General features: G+C 70.9%; 14 protein-coding genes. 6 read left to right on the top strand and 8 right to left on the bottom strand.

What is annotated here, in order from left to right; translation table 11 throughout:
• The first annotated feature begins 138 nt into the window (after nucleotides 1-138).
• Entirely contained in the window at nucleotides 139-1,740 is a 1,602-nt protein-coding gene (locus tag AB0D28_RS17140) for a PLP-dependent transferase (protein ID WP_357386697.1), read from the top strand.
• Between the two features lie 11 nt (nucleotides 1,741-1,751).
• The gene (locus tag AB0D28_RS17145) at nucleotides 1,752-3,080 is read left to right on the top strand and encodes an FAD-binding oxidoreductase (protein ID WP_357386699.1); all 1,329 of its coding nucleotides are present in this window, start codon (nucleotides 1,752-1,754) and stop codon (nucleotides 3,078-3,080) included.
• Between the two features lie 89 nt (nucleotides 3,081-3,169).
• Here the strand turns inward: AB0D28_RS17145 and AB0D28_RS17150 are convergent, their stop codons facing one another.
• Nucleotides 3,170-3,547, bottom strand: a complete 378-nt coding sequence (locus tag AB0D28_RS17150; RefSeq protein WP_357386700.1) for a RidA family protein — start codon at nucleotides 3,545-3,547, stop codon at nucleotides 3,170-3,172.
• A 10-nt stretch (nucleotides 3,548-3,557) separates the two neighbouring features.
• Entirely contained in the window at nucleotides 3,558-4,961 is a 1,404-nt protein-coding gene (locus AB0D28_RS17155; RefSeq protein ID WP_357386702.1) for an MFS transporter, read from the bottom strand.
• Between the two features lie 77 nt (nucleotides 4,962-5,038).
• Between AB0D28_RS17155 and AB0D28_RS17160 the strand changes: the two genes are divergently transcribed.
• Together AB0D28_RS17160 and purD are read left to right on the top strand one after the other, a co-directional pair.
• On the top strand, nucleotides 5,039-6,655 hold the full coding sequence (locus AB0D28_RS17160) for a PLP-dependent transferase (protein WP_357386704.1): 1,617 nt from the start codon (nucleotides 5,039-5,041) through the stop codon (nucleotides 6,653-6,655).
• A 25-nt stretch (nucleotides 6,656-6,680) separates the two neighbouring features.
• The gene (gene purD / locus AB0D28_RS17165; RefSeq protein WP_357386707.1) at nucleotides 6,681-7,997 is read left to right on the top strand and encodes a phosphoribosylamine--glycine ligase; all 1,317 of its coding nucleotides are present in this window, start codon (nucleotides 6,681-6,683) and stop codon (nucleotides 7,995-7,997) included.
• A gap of 79 nt (nucleotides 7,998-8,076) precedes the next feature.
• Here purD and AB0D28_RS17170 read toward each other — a convergent pair whose 3' ends face one another.
• From AB0D28_RS17170 to mtnA, 6 genes are read right to left on the bottom strand one after another with little or no spacing between them, the layout of a single operon-like run.
• Nucleotides 8,077-8,883 carry an S-methyl-5'-thioadenosine phosphorylase gene (locus AB0D28_RS17170; protein ID WP_357386709.1) on the bottom strand — a complete coding sequence of 269 codons (807 nt, stop codon included), beginning with the start codon at nucleotides 8,881-8,883 and terminating at the stop codon, nucleotides 8,077-8,079.
• Nucleotides 8,856-10,079 carry a pyridoxal phosphate-dependent aminotransferase gene (locus AB0D28_RS17175; protein ID WP_357386711.1) on the bottom strand — a complete coding sequence of 408 codons (1,224 nt, stop codon included), beginning with the start codon at nucleotides 10,077-10,079 and terminating at the stop codon, nucleotides 8,856-8,858. Before AB0D28_RS17175 ends, AB0D28_RS17170 begins: the two co-directional genes overlap by 28 nt.
• Nucleotides 10,080-10,766 (bottom strand): acireductone synthase, encoded by a 687-nt coding sequence (gene mtnC, locus AB0D28_RS17180; RefSeq protein ID WP_357386713.1) that lies wholly within the window; start codon nucleotides 10,764-10,766, stop codon nucleotides 10,080-10,082.
• The gene (locus tag AB0D28_RS17185; RefSeq protein WP_357386715.1) at nucleotides 10,763-11,347 is read right to left on the bottom strand and encodes a cupin; all 585 of its coding nucleotides are present in this window, start codon (nucleotides 11,345-11,347) and stop codon (nucleotides 10,763-10,765) included. The genes mtnC and AB0D28_RS17185 overlap by 4 nt, the downstream gene beginning before the upstream one ends.
• A gap of 28 nt (nucleotides 11,348-11,375) precedes the next feature.
• Complete coding sequence (gene mtnB, locus AB0D28_RS17190) at nucleotides 11,376-11,996, bottom strand: methylthioribulose 1-phosphate dehydratase (protein ID WP_357386717.1); 621 nt, start codon at nucleotides 11,994-11,996, stop codon at nucleotides 11,376-11,378.
• Nucleotides 11,993-13,027, bottom strand: coding sequence for an S-methyl-5-thioribose-1-phosphate isomerase (mtnA, locus tag AB0D28_RS17195; protein WP_357386719.1), 1,035 nt, complete (start codon nucleotides 13,025-13,027; stop codon nucleotides 11,993-11,995). The genes mtnB and mtnA overlap by 4 nt, the downstream gene beginning before the upstream one ends.
• Nucleotides 13,028-13,296: 269 nt before the next feature.
• Between mtnA and AB0D28_RS17200 the strand changes: the two genes are divergently transcribed.
• Both AB0D28_RS17200 and AB0D28_RS17205 read left to right on the top strand, forming a co-directional pair.
• The gene (locus AB0D28_RS17200; RefSeq protein ID WP_357386721.1) at nucleotides 13,297-16,419 is read left to right on the top strand and encodes an amino acid adenylation domain-containing protein; all 3,123 of its coding nucleotides are present in this window, start codon (nucleotides 13,297-13,299) and stop codon (nucleotides 16,417-16,419) included.
• A complete protein-coding gene (locus tag AB0D28_RS17205) occupies nucleotides 16,416-17,834 on the top strand; it encodes a class I SAM-dependent methyltransferase (RefSeq protein ID WP_357386723.1) in 1,419 nt (472 codons plus the stop codon). Before AB0D28_RS17200 ends, AB0D28_RS17205 begins: the two co-directional genes overlap by 4 nt.
• Nucleotides 17,835-17,845 lie beyond the last annotated feature (11 nt).

Consider the following 17,845-nt stretch of genomic DNA (forward strand, 5'->3'; position numbering starts at 1 on the left):
TTCCACCTCTCAAACTAGGCCCGGACCGCGCTCGCGGGCGAGAGCCGCTTCCGAAGAGCGCATTTTCCGAGATGGATGTCCGAACACCCGCACGATCGAAGATGCTCATCGCGCCGGGCGGTTGCGACGATGGCGCTCATGACGCGATCCATCGCCTGGCATGACGGCATGACGGGCGGGGACCACGGCTTCGGCGGCCCTGCGGGCTCCGTGACGGCACCGGGCCTCGGCGCCGGCGCGCCGCTCGACGACGTGCTGCCCGAGCAGGTGAAGGACCTGAGCGAGCAGTTCGACGGCTACCTCGTCGAACTACGTGCCGCGCGGCGCGAGATCGACGAGTACGCGACGTACTGCGTGCGCAACGAGCTGCCGGTGGACGAGCCGGTGCTCGCGCAGCTGGTAGCCGCGACGCACCAGGTCGGTATGCGGATGGCCCGGCAGCAGCATGCCCTGCTCGCCGCCTCCACCACGGACGCGGCGGACCTGCTGGGCGCGAGCGAGGCGGTCCTGCGGTTCGGCGTGGCGACGCTGGCCTATGTGCGGCACTCGCTCGACTGGTCCGCGAAGTCCTACGGGCAGTCGGCCCAGGTGCAGTTCTTCGGCACCCAGTCCGAGGCGTGGCCGACGATCCACTACGACCGCAACGGTACGCACGCGTCCGTGATCCGGGTCGAGCGCCAGCTGCTGGAGTTGCTCGGCCTCCCGCCTGACCGGTTCGCAATCGGGGTGACCTCCTCCGGCATGGCGGCGTACACCTGGATCGAGGCGTTCCTGCTGCGGGACCGGCTCCGTGCGGGCGACACGATGCTCCTGGCGCCCTACATCTACTACGAGGCGGCGCAGCAGCTCCACGCGCTGCCCGAGATTCGGGCCGAGCGGGCGACCGGGTACACCGTCGAGGAGTTCATCGCGGACGTCGTCCGGCTCCGCCCGAAGGTCATCTTCGTCGATCCGCTGGCGAACAACGTGCGGCAGCGGATGTTTGACCTCCCCGAGCTCTTCCGGCGGCTGCGCGAGGTGGTGACCGAACGCTGCACCGTGGTCGTGGACGGGACGATGACCGGCGCGTCGCTGCAGCCGGCACTGCTCGCCTCCGACGACCGGCTGGAGGTCATCTACTACGAGAGCTGCACCAAGTACCTCCAGTTGGGCATGGACTTCGCCCTCGCGGGTCTCGTGGCGTACCCGATCGAGCTGGCCGAGCGGATGGACATGCTGCGCCGCAACACCGGCCTGGTGCTCGCCCGGCACAACGCCGAGCTTTTCCCGCGCTACGAGGTCTCGGTGCACCGCAGGAGAATGCGACGGATCTGGGCCAACGCCGAGAGGGTGGCGACCCTCCTGCACGCCGATCCTCGGGTCAGCTCGGCCGGGATGGTGCACCACCCGGTGCTGCCGCACCACCCGGACCGGCGGCTGGCCGCCGACCTGCCCTACGGCAGCGGCATCGTGACGTTCCTGTACCACGATCACGTACGCAACGAATGGGACAATCTCGACACTGTGGTCGACCACATCCTGGTGCGGGCCAGGACGCGTGGCATCCAGGTCACCAAGGGCGTGAGCTTCGGCTACTCCGTACCGAGGGTGTGGGCGCAGAGCGTCAGCACCACCGAGGAGGAGTACAGGTATGTGCCGATCCCCGACGACGAGCCGCGGTTCCTCCGGCTCTACGTGGGGGACCGGATGCATCAGGTGGAAGGCCTCGTCGAGGCCATCGCCGAAGCCATCGTGGGATGACAGGAGGCGGTATGGGTGACCTGATTGACGGCCTGGACGGATGGGTGCTCCGGCCGGGGGACCGTGACTACGACGACGCACGCGCCGCCTGGAACGGGATGGTCGACCACCGGCCCCGGATGATCGTCAAATGTGCGAGCGTGCGGGACGTGGTGGCCGCCGTGCGCACCGCGCGCGACGCCGGGCTGGAGATCGGCGTGCGGTGCGGCGGACACGCCGCACTCGGGCCGGCCGTGCCGGAGAACGGTCTGCTGATCGATCTCCGGCCGCTGCACGGTGTACAGGTCGACCCGGCACGTCGCACCGCCGTCGTCAAGGGCGGAACACTGCTCGGCGCGGTCGACCGCGGATCACTTCCGCACGGTCTGGCGACCACGACCGGAAGTGTCTCGCACACCGGGGTCGGCGGGTTCACGCTCGGTGGCGGCATGGGCTGGCTGGCCAGGCAGTACGGACTGGGCTGCGACAACGTGCTGTCGTTCGAGGTGGTCACGGCGGCGGGGGAGGTGCTGCGGGCGAGCCGGACCGAGCATCCGGACCTGTACTGGGGGCTGCGCGGCGGTGGCGGGAACTTCGGCGTGGTCACCGAGTTCGAGTTCCGGCTGCACGCGGTCGACCCGCGGGCGCTGGTGGCGGAGCTGACCTTCCCGATCGACGCCGGTCCGGCGGTGCTGCGCGGCTGGCGGGATCTCAGTGCCATTGCGCCGCGCCAGGCCACGTTCACCGCGTCGGTCTCCGACGCGGAGGTCACCGTCGGGTACGTCTGGGTCGGCGATCCCGACCAGGGCAAGGGCCTCGTGCCGGAGCTGTGCGGGCTGAGCCGGCCGGTGCGCGAGCGGGTGTACGAAGCGAGCTATCACGAGCTGCAGACCAGGGACGACGAGGCGGATCGGCACGGCCTGCGCCAGTTCTCAAAGGACCACTACCTGTCGACGTTCCCGGACGCGGCGATCGAGGCGTACCTGTCCCGTGGGGTGCGGGACGGCAGCGGCGAGGGACTGCCGGGCGGCTGGCTGGAGGCGTACGGCGGGGCGATCGCCGAGGTGCCGGACGAGGAGACCGCGTTCGGCCACCGGCAGACGCTCTTCGAGTTCGGGGTCCGCTCGTCGTGGACCGATCCCGCCGAGGACGCCGACCGGATCGCGGTGACGAAGCAGGTGGCGGCGGCGCTCGAACCGTTTGCCAGCGGGGTCTACGTGAACATGCTCAGTGACGACGGGACCGACGGTGTCCGCCGTGCCTACCCGCCCGCCAAGCTGACCCGGCTGGCCGAGGTGAAGCGGGCCTACGACCCGGACAACGTGTTCCACCTCAACCAGAACATCAAGCCGGCGCCCTGATCGTCGCCGACCCGCGAATGCGGAAACCCGCCAGGTCGCGTCCGGCGGAAGGGAGGACGCGACCTGGCGGGCCCGGATGGTTCAGGGCATCAGGCTGCCGCGATGGCCTCGATCTCGAGCAGCCAGGACTCGTCCCAGCATCCGGTGATGATGATCCCCAGAGCGGGCCGGTGGCCGCCGAGCATCTCCTGCCTGATCTTGGAGTTCATCTCCCGGTCGGAGCGATCGGCCAGGTAGGTGGTGACCTTGACGAGGTTCTCGACGGTCATCCCGGCCTCGTGCAGCACCGCCAGCACGTTGCGCCAGACCAGCCGGCACTGTGCCTCGAAGCCCTCCGGCACCGCTTCCTCGGCGGTCAACGGCGCTTGACCGGTGATGAAGAGCAGCCGCTGCGCACCGGTGACGAGCGCACCCTGGGAGAGCCCCGGATCGGCGAGATGCGGGGGATCCACGTTGGTGAAGTTCATGCCAGCGATGCTAAGAAGTCCCTACCCGGGTGTCATCCTCGTGCGTGCTCAGTTGCCCCGTGGACGACCGGGCGCTCCGGTCCCGCACGGCCGGGACGACGGCGATCAGCAGCAGCGCCGCGGTCAGCGCGAAACCGGCCGGGTAACTGAGGATGTCGGCCACGAAACCGAATCCCACGGCGCCTATCCCGAGCCCGGCGTCGTAGGCGAAGTTCCACAGCGCGCTCGCCCGGCCGAACTCGGCCTTGTCGACCCGCTCGAACAGCATCACCATCGTCACGTTCTGCCCCGCGCCGAAACCGATGCCGAACAGCACCATGCCCGCGATCACCGCGACCGGGCTGTCCAGCCAGACCACGCAGAGGGTGCCGACGGCCGCCGAGAGCACGGCCGGGACCAGCAGCCGGGACACGCCGTGACGGTCGGCGATCCAGCCCGCGGCCCAGCGCGCCAGCGCGACCAGGCACGACTGGATGAGCAGAGCCAGCGCGGCCAGGCCGCGTGAATCCGCCGACACCGCCAGCGGCAGGAAGGTGGCGAACACGCCCGAGGCCACCGCGAGTGCCGTGAAGATCAGCGTCGGGCGGGCCAGCGCTCCTGTCATCCCCTTGAAGACCCTGGGCTCCTGCTCGACCCGGCCGGCCCTGGACGGCAGGAGGAGCACGGCGATCACCCCGGCCAACCCGATCACCGTCATCGCCGTGAAGATCGTCGAGAATCCGACGTGGTCGGTGAGCCACACCCCGGCCGGCAACCCCACGACGGCCGGTATCGCGCAGATGACCCCGTACAGCCCGAGGGCTTCCCCGCGGCGTTCGGGTGGGACCAGTTCGGCGACGAGGGCGCCGCCGGCGACCACGAAGATGCCGAACCCGGCGCCCCGCACCAGCGACACCGCGATGACCAGCTCCACCGCCGCCGAGACGGTCAGCAACAGCGACGGCACCGCCAGCAGGAGCAGCCCCAGCGTCAGCACCGTCCGATAGCCCCATCGGGCCAGCAACTTCGGCGCGGCCAGTTCCAGCAGCACCGTGGACAGCATCATCGCACCGGTGGACAGACCGGCACCGACGTCGCCCGCGTCCGACCCGCCGGCATAGAGCGGGACGACCGACAGGAGCAGGAAGAAGTTCGTGAGCGCGCCGAACGCGGCCAGCAGCAACAGGACCATCTGGCGGTTCAGGATCGGCGTCGGAGTGGTCGTCCGCCCCTGGCGCTTCGAGAGGTCGGCCGCTCCCGTGCTGCGCGCCTGCTTCGCGGGTGGCGCCTGCGGGTCGACATCCATGACAGCGTCGTATCCCCTCACCGGCAATGTAGCCCAAGATTCGTGACAAGTGTGCCCATGCCTACCGACCAGGTCGACGTGATCCGGCAATTGAGCAATTTGGAACAAGATTTCGTGGCGTGGCCACAAAGTAGCATCAGAGCTGGCGTGACGATGTCCGCCGGAGCGGCGTTCCCGGTACAGCCGGCCCGAGTTGGAGGAGCACGTTGCCAGAGCACACGCGGTCGACGGCCGACGACAGCGGCGAGCCGCGGGTCCTCTCCGGCGGCCCGCCGGCAACCACGGGGCCGGTCGGCGACGTCGCCGGGCCGCAGGCGTCCGACCAGGTTAAGGACCTGGTCAAAGCGCTGGACAGCTGCGCCTGGGAGCTGAGCACGGCACGGCACGACATCGACGAGTTCGTCGGATATTGCGAGCGCAACACGCTACCGGTGGACGAGCCGGTCGTCGCCGCCCTGGTCGCCGCGGCCGACGCGGCCGGCGAGCGCATCGCCGAGCAGCGGCACCTGCTTCTGACACTGTCCGCGATCGACGCGAGCCTGCTGTCGGCGAGCGAGCTGGCGCTCCGCTTCGGGTTGGCCACGCACTCCTATGTCCGTGGTGCGCTGGAATGGCGTTCGGCCGCATTCGACCAGTCGGTGGCCGTGCAATTCTTCGACCTCCGGGCGCAGGGCTCACCAATCGTGAACTACGAGCGCTACGAGCACGATCCGGTGCGCCGGGTCGAGGCGCAATTGCTCGACGTTCTCGGCCTGTCACCGGAGCGCCATTCGATCAGCGCCACCTCGTCCGGTGTCGCCGCCTACACCCTGGTCGAGGCATTCCTGCTGCGGGAGCGGTTGCGCAACGGCGACCTGGTCCTGATGGCGCCGTACATCTACTTCGAGGCGTCCGAGCAGTTGGTCACGCTGCCGTTCGTCCGGGTCGAGCGGGCCTCCGGGTACGGCGTCGAGGAAATCATCGCCGATGTCGTGCACTACCGGCCGCGAGCCCTCTTCGTGGACCCGCTGTCGAACACGGCCGAGCAGCGGATGATCGACCTGCCCGGCCTGCTGGCCCGGCTGCGCTCGGCGGTCATCGAGCGGACCACAGTCGTGATCGACGGCACCATGCTCTCCGGTGGCATGCCGGCCGACCTGCTGAACAGCGACGACAAGGTCGAGGTGCTGTACTACGAGAGCGGCTCGAAGTACCTCCAGTTGGGCATGGACGCCGGCATGGCCGGCATGGTGGCCTACCCGGTCGAGTTGCGGGAGGCCTTCGACCGGCAACGCCGCAACACGGGATTGATCCTCTACCGGCACGGCGCGGACCTGTTCCCGCGGTATCAGCGATCCTTCTATCGTCGGCGGATGACGCGGATCGGCGCGAACGCCCTGCGGATCGCCGAGTTGCTGCGCGGCGACCACCGGGTCACCGATGCCGGCGCGGTCTTCTACCCCGGTCTGCCCGACCACCCCGACGTCCGGATCGCCGAGCGGCTGCCGTACGCGGGTGGGTGTGTGACGTTCCTGTTCCACGACCGGGACCGCAACACCAAGGGTGAGCTCAACCTGCTGTTCGACCGGATCTTCGCCTACGCCCGCGTCTCGGGCGTGCAGGTGACCAAGGGAGCCAGTTTCGGCTTCTCGATCCCACGAGTGTCCGCCGCGGACGCCTTCGCCGAGGGCGAGCCCCCCTTCCTGCGGCTCTACGCGGGCGACCGGGCCGACCAGCTCGAAGCGCTCGCCGAGGCGTTCGCCCAGGCCCTCGCCGACCACGTCGGCGTGTCGCCCCGCGATCTCGCGGGTGACGGCTCACCCCGGATTTCCCGAGTCCCATAACTGCCGCCCCAACGGGAGCCCTTGGATGCGCAATGTGCTCATCATCGACTACGCCGGCCGGGGCCACGCCTTCGCCGACCTGTTCGTGAGAACCGACCCGGACGTCACCGTGCACCTCGCCCCCGGTTGCGCGGCGATCACGGACGATCGCATCGTCTCGGCGCCCTGGCTGGACATCTACCACTCCGGCCCGGTCGTGGAGTACGCCCGGGAGATCGGCGCGGACCTGGCCATGCCGGCCCATCCCAGATCGCTGACCGAAGGGTTCGTCGACGAGCTGCGCGCCGCGGGGATCCCCACCATCGGCCCGGACCGGTCCGCGACCCGTCTCGAGTCCAGCAAGAAGTTCACGAAGGAACTGTGCGTGAAGTACGGCATCCCGACCGCGGGATACCGGTACTTCGAGGATCCGGCGGCCGCCATCGCGTACGTGCGCTCGGTCGACGGCCCGCACGTGGTGAAGGGCAACGAGTCGTGCCAGGGCAACGGCGTCTTCATCTGCGACACCGAGGCCGAGGCGATCGACGCGATCAACCGGCTGATGGTCTCCCGGGACTTCGGCCCCGGCGGACGAACCATCATCATCGAGGAGAAGCTGGTCGGCCGGGAACTCCTGTACTTCGCGCTGGTCGGCGGGGAACACCACCTGATGCTGCCGATGGCGGTCGACTACCCCCGGTCCGACGACGGCAACCGCGGCGTCATGTGCGGCGGCATGGGCGCCTTCTCGCCGAGCCCGGACGACACACCCGAGGAGATCGAGAGGTTCGAGCGTCAGATGCTGCGGCCGCTGCTTGCCGCGATCAACGCCGAGGGACTCCACTACACCGGGGTGATCTACGTCGGCTGCATGCTCGTCGGAGACCAGCTCCACCTCATCGAGATCAACGCCCGGATGGGTGACCCGGAGGCCGAGGTGGTGTTCCCCCGGATCACGACGAACTTCACGGAGGTGGCCGCGTCCATCCTGGACGGCAGCCTCGACCGGCAACCGCCGCTGGCCGTCACCGACGAGTGTTTCGTGAACGTCGTGGCCACCCAGGGGCCGACCAGGGAGCCCGGCCGGTCATTTCCCGGCTGGCCCTACGGGGAGTACGGCCGCGGCTATCCCATCACCGGTCTGGACGCCGTGGACCGGGACCGCTGCCTCGTCTTCTACGGTGCCGCCCGCACCCGGCCCGACGGCCAGCTGGTCACCGACGGGGGCAAGAGCATCAACCTGGTCGGTCGCGGCGCCACGCTCGACGAGGCGGCCTCGCACGCCTACCAGGCGATAGCCGAGGTGAGCTTCCAGGGCATCCGGTACCGCAACGACATCGCGAAGGCCATGCCGTGGGATTGACGCCGGACCAGGCCCGGCGCCGGTGACGACAGGGGGACCGTCCTGCGGGAGGACGGTCCCCCTGTCATTCCGGCAGGCTTCACCCCGGCAGGACGAAGGGGATGGTGAGCCCGTCGTGCGCGTGGGCGCACCGGCATTCCCCCTGGTCACCGAGCCCCGCCACGGTCCGCAACACGAGTTCGCGCAGCCGCTCGACGTTCTCGGAGAACACGCGGAAGACCTCGTCCTGTGCCACCGCGCTCTCCTCGTCGATGCCGGCGTCGAGGTCCGTGACGAGAGCGATCGAGGTGTAGCACATGGCCAGCTCGCGAGCCAGCGACGCTTCCGGAAGGCCGGTCATGTTGATCAGCGACCAGCCCTGCCGAGCGTAGTACTGCGACTCGGCGCGGGTGGAGAACCGCGGGCCGTTGATCACGACCATCGTCCCTCCGTCGACGGCGGGCTGCCCGAACTCGGCCGCGTTCTTCACCACCGCGGCCCGTCCGTCCGGGCAGTACGGATCCGCGAAGCCGACGTGCACGGCGCCGGTGTCGAAGAAGGTGGCGGCGCGGCCACTGGTCCGGTCGACCACCTGGTCGGGCACGACGAACGTGCCCGGCCCGAGCTCGGGGCGCAGCGAGCCGACCGCGCAGGGGCCGAGGACCTGGCGTACGCCGAGCGACCGCAGGGCCCAGAGGTTGGCACGGTAGTTGATCACATGGGCCGGGTGCCGGTGGCCCTTGCCGTGCCGGGGCAGGAAGACCACCTCGCGGCCGCCGACCACGCCGCGCACCAGACTGTCGGACGGCTCCCCGTAGGGAGTCTCGACGCTGACCTGCTCGGCTTCCTCCAGCAGCGAGTACAGCCCGCTGCCACCGATCACACCGACCGGCGTGCTTCCCGCCATGATGCCGCTCCTTCCCGCTGCTTCGTGGTGCTGGCGAACTCGGCCAACCGGCCGGCGGCGGTGGCGATCACCGCGTGACTCTTGCAGAACGCGAACCGGACGAGGTGCCGCCCCGCCTCGGTGTCGGCGTAGAACGCCGAGCTGGGGATGGCGACCACGCCCGCCTTGGTGGCCAGGTCCTGGCACAGCGCGGTGCCGTCGAGGTAGCCGACCGACCGGGCGTCCGCCTGGAGGAAGTAGCCCGCCTCGCAGGAGAAGCACTGCCATCCGGACGAGGTGAGCGCGTCCCGTAGCGTGTCGCGGGCGGCCGTGAGACGCGCCCGGAGCTCGTTCAGCCAGCCGTGCCGTTCGGGCAGCGCCGCGGCGACGGCGTACTGGAACGGCGTGCCGCCGGCGAAGGTGAGGTACTGCTTCACCGTCCGCACGGCGGCGACCATCCGCGCGGGCCCGCACGCCCAGCCGACCTTCCAGCCGGTGGCGTTGAAGGTCTTGCCCGCGGAGGAGATGGTGAGCGTTCGCTCCGCCATCCCCGGCAGCGAGGCCAGCGGGACGTGCCGGATCCCGTCGAAGGTCAGGTGCTCGTAGACCTCGTCGGTGACGGCGATCAGGTCGTGCCGGCGGCAGACGGCGGCGATGTGGGCCAGCTCGGCCGCCGAGAACACGGTGCCGGTCGGGTTGTGCGGCGTGTTGACCAGCACCGCGCGCGTGCGTGGGGTCACCGCCGCGGCCAGCTCGTCGGGATCGAAGGTGAAGCGGTCGTGCTCCGGACGCAGCGGTACGGTGCGCCGGCGGGCCCCGGCCATGGTGATCGCCGCGCTGTACGAGTCGTAGTAGGGCTCGAACACCAGGACCTCGTCGCCCGCCGGGACCAGAGCGGCGATCGCGGCGGTGATCGCCTCGGTGGCGCCCGCGGTCACGAGGATCTCGGTGTCCGGGTCGTACGGTGTGCCGTAGTCGGCCGACCGCTGCTCGGCGATCGCGCGGCGAAGCTCGGGCACACCCGGCAGCGGCGGATACTGGTTGTGCCCGGCGAGCACCGCCTCCGCTGCGGCCTTGAGCAGCTCGGGAGGACCGTCGCTGTCCGGGAAGCCCTGACCGAGGTTGATCGCGCCGGTTCGGTTCGCCAGCGCGGTCATCTCGGCGAAGATCGTTCTGCGGAAGGCCGCGAACTTGGGGACGAGCACGTCGTTGCTCACTCAGGCCACCTCCGTTCTCGCGCCGAACCCGGCGAGGTCGTCGACCACCCGGTGGGTGCCGAAGTCGGTCTCGCAGCCGGGCCGGCGTACGCCCACGGCCCGCCAGCCCGCCGTCCGGGCGGCGTCCAGCTCGGCCCGGCTGTCGGACAGGAACAGGATGTCGCTGCCGTCCGCGCCGATGGCGTGCGCGATCCTCCGGTAGGAAGCCGGGTCCCGCTTGGGGCCGCCGGTCACCGTGTCGAAGTGCCCCGCCAGGTAGCCGAGCAGATCCCCCTGGTCGCTGCGGGAGAACCAGAGCCTCTGGGCGAGCGCGGAACCGGAGGAGTAGATCCAGCAGGGCGTGCCGAGCCGGTGCCACTCGGCGAGTGCCGGCGGCACGTCCGCGTAGAAGACACCGGACAACTCACCGGCCAGAAAACCCTGCTCCCAGATCAGCCCGTGCAGCGTCTTGAGCGGGCTGTGCTTCGCGTTCTGGTCGTGCCAGTCGAGCAGCGTCCGTACCACGTCGTCGAGGTCGTAACCGTCGCCGAGCAGGCCGCGAACCCCGGCGACCACCTCGCGGGTGCCGGGGCGGTCCTGCCGCACCCAGCTCTCGATCCGATCGCGGGCGTAGGGGAACAGCACGTCGTGCACGGCTGACAGCGGGCTGACCGTGCCCTCGATGTCGAGGACGACCGCACCGGTCATGAGGTGGACGCGGGAGCGAGCAGTTCGTCGAGGGTCGGGATCCGGGACGCGATCTCCGAACCGGTGAACTCGGCCACCCAGCCGTCCTCCTCCTGGAAGAACCGGATGGCGCAGAAGTGCGGCCGGGTGCCCATGTCGAACCAGTGCGTCGTGCCCGCCGGGACCGACATCAGGTCACCGGCCGTGCAGACCACGGCGTAGACCTTGTCACCGAGGTGGAGGTAGAAGCATCCGCTGCCCTCGACGAAGAAGCGGATCTCGTCCTCGTCGTGGGTGTGCTCGTTGAGGAACTTCGTCCTGGCCGCCTCCGCCTTGGCCGGCCACTCCGGGTCGGCGTCGTTCGGCACCATCCGGACCACGTCGACGAGCGGGTACGGGCCCTCGGCCGAGAGCCGCTCCACCTCGGAGGCGTAGGCGGCGAGCACCTCCTCCTGCCCGGCGTCCGGGGCCAGCGGGACGGTCGCCCAGCGCTCGAGCCGGATGCCGTGCGGCGCCAGCTCGGCGGCGATCTCGGCGATGTCCTCGGTGCGCGTCAACACGTTCGTACCGTCGTCCTTGGGCATGACCTGTAGCAGGGTCATCTCAGATCTCCTTGTCACTGATGGCACGTCATGAGCGGTCGACCAACAACGTGAGCTGGCACATCGCCTCCAGGCATTCCATGCGGTTGCGGGCGATGTCCAGCGTCGGCCCCCACGTGGTCGCCCCGTGATTGCCGATGAGCATCACCGGCGGCGCGTCCGCGGCGATGCGGTCGAGGACGTCGCCGGCGATGCGGGGCACGTGGGCGTGGTTGTCGAACACCGGAACGACGACCTTGGACGGATCGGAGAGTCCGAGCCCTTTGATGATCTCCAGGTCCGTGAACGTCACGTTGTCGGCGCCGCGCCGCGCCGCCAGGATCGCCGTCGCGGTGGCGTACGGCGGGTGGGCGTGGACGACCGCCTGGGACTCGGCGGACAACCGGTACAGCGCCGCGTGGATGGTGGTCTCGGCCGACGGCCTCGGGGCGTCGGCCCGCACCGGGCGCGCGTCGTCGATGCGGACCTCGACCACGTCGGCGCCGGTGATCGAGCCCTTGCTGACGCCGCTGGCGGTGATGAGGGCGGTCTCGCCACCGGGCATCCGGATCGAGAGGTTGCCCGCGGTGCCCTCCAGCCAGCCGCGGGCGTAGAGCGCGGCGGCGGTCTCGGCCAGGGCGTTGCCCGCGCCGTCGACGGACCAGGTCATGAGACCGGCTCACCCACTGGCGGTGCCGACAGCGGCGTCGTCAGCGGGCGGAACGGCCCGGATTCGGTGACGACGGCGGTCACCAGCTCCGCGGGCGTGACGTCGAACGCGGGATTGAACACAGCGGTGCCCGCCGGCGCGACCTCCACCCCGCCGAACGCGGTGACCTCACCGGCCGCGCGCTCCTCGATGCGGATCTCCGTACCACTGGCCAGCGACATGTCCAGGGTCGACTCGGGTGCGACGACGATGAAGGGGACGCCGGCACGGTGCGCGGCCAGCGCGAGCGAGTAGGTGCCGATCTTGTTGGCCACGTCTCCGTTCGCGCACACCCGGTCCGCCCCGACCAGGACGCAGTCCACCATGCCCGAGGCCAGAGCGGCCGGCCCGGCCGAGTCGACCAGCATGCGGTGCGGGATGCCGGCCTCGGCCAGTTCCCACGCGGTGAGCCGGGCGCCCTGCAGCAGCGGCCGGGTCTCACCGAACAGCACCTCGGCCACGTGGCCGGTGCCGGCGAGAACGCGGATGGCGCCGAGCGCCGTGCCCCACGCCGCAGTGGCCAGACGGCCAGTGTTGCAGTGGGTCAACAGCCGCAACGGCTTCCGCCCGCACAACCGCCGGACGAGTTCGGCGGCCTCGTCGGCGGCTGCGCGGTTACGCTGCTCGTCCTCGACGAGGATCGCGTTCGCCTCGGCGAGCACGGCGTCTGCACCGCCGCTGAGCTCGCCGATCACCCGGCGTACCGCCCAGCTCAGGTTCACGGCGGTCGGCCGTGCGTCGGCTATCCGCCGGGCGTCGGCGCGGACGGCACCTTCGTCGCAGACGCCGTCGCGCGTGTGCGCCCGCGCCGACATCGCCACCGCGAGCGCACCGGCGACTCCGATGGCCGGGGCCCCCCGGATGGCCAGGCGCTGGATGGCGTCGATCACTTCGCCCGGCGTGGTGAGCCGCAGCAGCCGGTACTCGTGCGGCAGGGCGCACTGGTCGACCGCTTCGACGGCACCGTCCCGCCAGGCGATGGAGAGACTCATGCGCGTCAGTCTCGCAACCGGCCGGCCGGGCGGGCATCTTCGATCGTGCGGACAGTGCCGAGGGCGGATCCTCGGTCGTGCGGACGGCCAGCCCACGCGGGCCGGCAGTGGCGGTAGAGCAAGGCGAGAGGTGCGTTGCGTCTCCGGAATCGAGAAGCATGGCTGCATCGACAGAGATGCCGAGACCGGTAGGGGTGGCGATGACCACGAACGAACTCGACCGTGCGCCAGTCGGACCCGGCGGAGTTGATCGCAGGGAATGGGCCAGAGTGGCGGCCGAGGTGCTCGGGTGCGCGACCGAGACGATCGAGGAGCGCGCCGACACCGCATCCTTCATCGATCTGGGCGGCACCTCCCTGCGAGCGGCCGACTTCGCCGCCCGGGTCGAGCGCCGGCTGGGCGTCGCGCCACCGTTGCGCGCACTGCGGGCGGCCGTGCCGCTCACGGAGGCCATGGCGCAGGCGACCGCGTACCAGCCGGTGTCGGCCGGCGACGACAGCACCGCCGTGGACCGGCCGCTGCTGACCGGCCAGGCCGGCATGCTCCTGGCCGAGGACATGATCGACGGTCGCCCGGTGCGGGTGATCTTCACGGCGGAGAGCGCCGTACCCTTCGATCCGGAGCGGCTGCGGTCGACGCTGGCCGCGCTCACCCGCAACCACGAGGCACTGCGCACCATCTTTACCTCCGGCGCCGCCGCGCGTGCCGAGCGCGAGGCCGCCGCGTCCTCCCACGGCGGGTACGTCTCCGGGTCTCCGGGCGACGACTTCAGCCGCCGGGTGCTGCCCAGCTGGGAACCGCGGCTGATCGAGCAGCGGCTGTCACCGCCGGCCGGCGGTGACGTGGTGGCCATCGTCCACGGCCAGCTCTCGGCCGCGCCGGGGCTGCTGCGGCCGTTCGAGGAGCCGCCGATCCTGTTCGTGCACACCCGGGTCGAGGGTGGGCCCGACCTGCTGAGCGTCCTGTTCCATCACACGTTGATGGACGGGTGGGCGCTGGGCCGGTTCTGGCACGCGTTCGCCCACGCGTACGCCACGGGCGTCGCCGAGCCCGGGCCTTCGCCCGACCTGATCGCGGCCTGGCATCGGGAGATCAGCGAGAACGGGCGGCTGGCGGAGCTGACCCGCCTCGCCGTCGAGGACCTCGCGGGGCTGCCCGACACCGTGCCACTGCCCGTCGACCGCAAGCGGCCCGAGGTCCCCGACGTGACGGGCGTGCACCTGCCGTTCAGCCTGAGCGCCGAGCTGCGGAACCGTGTCGAGGCGACCGCGCAGCGGCTCGGCGTGCCCCACACCGTCGTCGTGTGCAGCGCCTGGGCGATGGCCGTGGGGCGTCGGGCCGGTCTGCGGGACCTGGCCATCGGCGTCGCGATGTCCGGGCGGGAGGCCATTCAGCTGCACGACGTGCTCGGGCTGTGCGTGCGGATCGTACCGGTACGTTTCCAGATCGGCGGCACCCGTACGGTCGCCGAGCAGCTGCGCGCCTGGGCCGCCTCCTGGTCCGCCGCCACCGGCCGCTCCGAGCTGCCGTTCGAGGAGATCATCCGGGCGCTCGGGAAGGAGGAGGTCCGCGATCGGACGCCGGTCATCCAGGCCGTGTTCGAGGCCCACGACGAGCTGGTGGGCGACCGGCTGCGCGCGGGTGGGCTGGACCTGCGGCTGCACGAGGGATACGGCGGCTCGTCCATGATGGAGACGACGCTGTTCCTCACCAACTGGGGTGAGCGGCCGTCGTTGCAGCTGGAGTACCAGCCGAGCGTCTTCCGGCCGGACGAGGCGGTCGCCCTGATCGAGGGCTTCACGGCGGCGCTCGAGGAGCTGGTCACGGACCTGGACGCGCCGGTGTCGACGGTGCGGGCCATCTCGGCGGGGCAGCGGCGGTGGCTGGAGGAGCTCTCCGACGGGCCGGCCACCGACTGCGAGGCGGATCTGTGGCACCTCTTCGAGGAGACGGCAGAGCGTTTTCCGGACGAGGTGGCGGTCGATGACCTGACGTACGACGAACTGCTCGCCGCCGTGCGTACCCAGGCCGCCGCCCTGGCCCAGGTCCGCCCGGGCGACCGCGTCGTGCTGGCCGTACCCCGCGGTGTCGCCGAGGTCGTGGCCGTGCTGGCGGTGCTGCATCGAGGAGCGACCTACGTGGCGGTGGACCAGGCCGCCCCACGTGACTGGCTCGCCCAGATCCTCCGCCAGGTCTCGCCCGTGGCCGTCATCGGCGCGCCCGAGGTGGCCGAGCTGGCCGGCCGGCCGTCGGTCGAACCGTGGACGCCTGCGATGCCGCTGGAACCCGGGCCTGAGCCGGCGCCCGCCGACCCGGGCCGCTTCGCGTACATCGCCTTCACCTCCGGCTCCAGCGGAAGGCCCAAGGGCGTTCCCGTGCCGCACCGCGCGGTGGTCCGCCTCATCCGCGACGCCGACTATGCGCGCAAGGGCCCCGGCGAGCGCTTCCTGCGGGCCGCGCCCCTGGCGTTCGACGCGTCCACGTTCGAGATCTTCGGGTCGCTGCTGTCCGGCGCCGGCCTGCAGGTCCTTCCGGACGGGCCGGTCGCCCCGACCGAGCTGGCCCGGTTCCTGATCGAGCGTGAGGTCACCGTCGCGTTCCTGACCACCGGCCTGTTCCGGCTCATGGCCGACCACCGGCCCGAGGCGTTCGCGCGTATGCGTCAGGTGATCACCGGTGGTGAGGTCACACCGCCACAGCAGGTGCGGCGCGTGCTGGAACGCCACGAGGGACTGCGGATCAGCCTCGCCTACGGCCCGACCGAGTGCACCACCTTCACCACGATCCACCACTTCGACTCGCCGGCCGAGGTGAGCGACCCGCTGCCGATCGGCCGGCCACTGACGGGCACACGGTTGTTCGTGCTCGACGACGAGGGTCACCCCGTGCCGCCAGGCGCGGTCGGTGAACTCTGCGTCGGCGGCATCGCGCTCGCCGAGGGCTATCTGGACCAACCCGAGGAGACCGCCCGCGCCTTCGGCGCGAAGGCGCCGGACACGGGCGAGCGCCTTTACCGCACCGGAGACCTGGTGCGTTGGGACGGTCGCGGTCGCCTCATGTTCGTCGGTCGCCTCGACCAGCAGCTCAAGGTACGCGGGTTTCGCGTCGAGCCCGAGGCGGTGGCGCGGCGGCTGCGCGAGCACCCGGGAGTGCGCGACGCGGTCGTCGTCGGCGAGGGCAAGGTCGCCGACCAGCGGCTGATCGCCGGGGTCATCCCTGAGGGCCCGGCCCCGTCTCCGGCCGAGCTGCGGACCTGGGTCGGTCAGACGCTGCCAGCGTGGGCCGTGCCGGAGCTGTGGGCCTTCATCGAGGCGTTCCCCCTCACCAGGAACGCCAAGGTCGATCTGCGGGCGCTGGCCGCGCAGGCGGTGGCCATGGGGAGCGGGCGATGACCGGCCTCGAGACCGTCCTCGGCACGCACCCCCGGGTGGAGCGCGCGGCCGTGGGAGATGGTGTGATCTATGTGGTACCGGCCGATGTACGGCAGCCCGAGTTCGTCACGCGCTGGCGCCGACTCTATGACGACCTCTACTCCGCCGACTCCGAGGCGGCCGGGCACACCTCCGACTTCAGTGGCTGGACCAGCAGCTACACCGGAGAGCTCATCCCGACCGACCAGATGGAACAGTGGCGCGCGGCGACCGTCCGCCGCGTCCGTGCCTTCAAGCCGTCGCGGGTGCTCGAGGTCGGCGTCGGGTCGGGATTGCTGCTCTGGCACCTGGCCCCCGACTGCGTCGAATACCGCGCCACCGACTTCTCGCCGGTCACCATCGCGAAGCTGCGGGCCCGGCTGCGGAGCGCGGGCGTTCCCTGGGCGAGCCGGGTGCACCTGCGGGCGGCCGAGGCCGTCGAGACCGACCGCTTCCCCGAGGGGTACTTCGACACGGTGATCCTCAACTCGGTGACGATGCACTTCCCCGGGCACGGGTATCTGCGCCGCTTCATCGAGCAGGCGATGCGGGTGTTGGCGCCGGGCGGCCGTTTGTTCGTCGGTGACAACCGGAACCTGAGCCTGCTGCCGCAGTTCCTCACCGAGGTTCAGCGCACACGCGACCCCGCGGCCCCGCCGGCCGAGATCCGTGACCGGGTACGCGAGGCGGTTGTCACCCAGCAGTGGATGCTGCTCGCCCCGGAGTACTTCGTCGCCACGGCGCGGGAGCTGCCGGACGTGGTGGGTGTCGACATCCAGCTCAAGCGCAGCTCCGCGGTGAACGAGCTGACCAGCTTCCGGTTCGACGCGGTCCTGCACAAGGGGCCGGCGCCGGTCCGCTCACTCGCCGGTGTGCCCCGGCTGCGGTTCGGCGATCTGTCCGACGGTGCCGACCTCACCGGACTCACCCGTCTGCTCACGGAGCGGGCGGGCGAGGACCTGCGGGTGACCGGCATCCCGAACCGGGCGCTGACCGCACTCGTGGCCGCGGCGGCCGCCATCGAGCGCGTCGAGCCGGTCCCGTCCCGGGAGGCATGGGGCTGGCTGCCGGAGGATCTGCACCTCCTCGCCGAGCGCCTCGACCGTACGGTCGTGGTGACGGCATCGGCGCGTCCAGACGAGATGGACGCCGTCTTCCTCGGCACCGCCGCGGAGCAGCCGCTGACCGACCTCTACGAGGTGCGGGAACCGATCGAGTCGGCGGCGCACTACCTGAACCACCCACAGGCGGCGGAGCTGGCCGAGGACATCCGCCGCTTCGTCGCCGAACGGTTGCCCGAGTCCGACGTCGCCCCGGTCAAGGTCGTCAGCGCGCTGCCTCCGGCCGTCGAACTGCGGCTGCGCGATCTCGGACGGCACGACGGGGCGCGTCGTTAGCCGGTCCAGTT

The organism is Micromonospora sp. NPDC048169, from assembly GCF_040652815.1.
Classification (GTDB): Bacteria; Actinomycetota; Actinomycetes; order Mycobacteriales; family Micromonosporaceae; genus Micromonospora.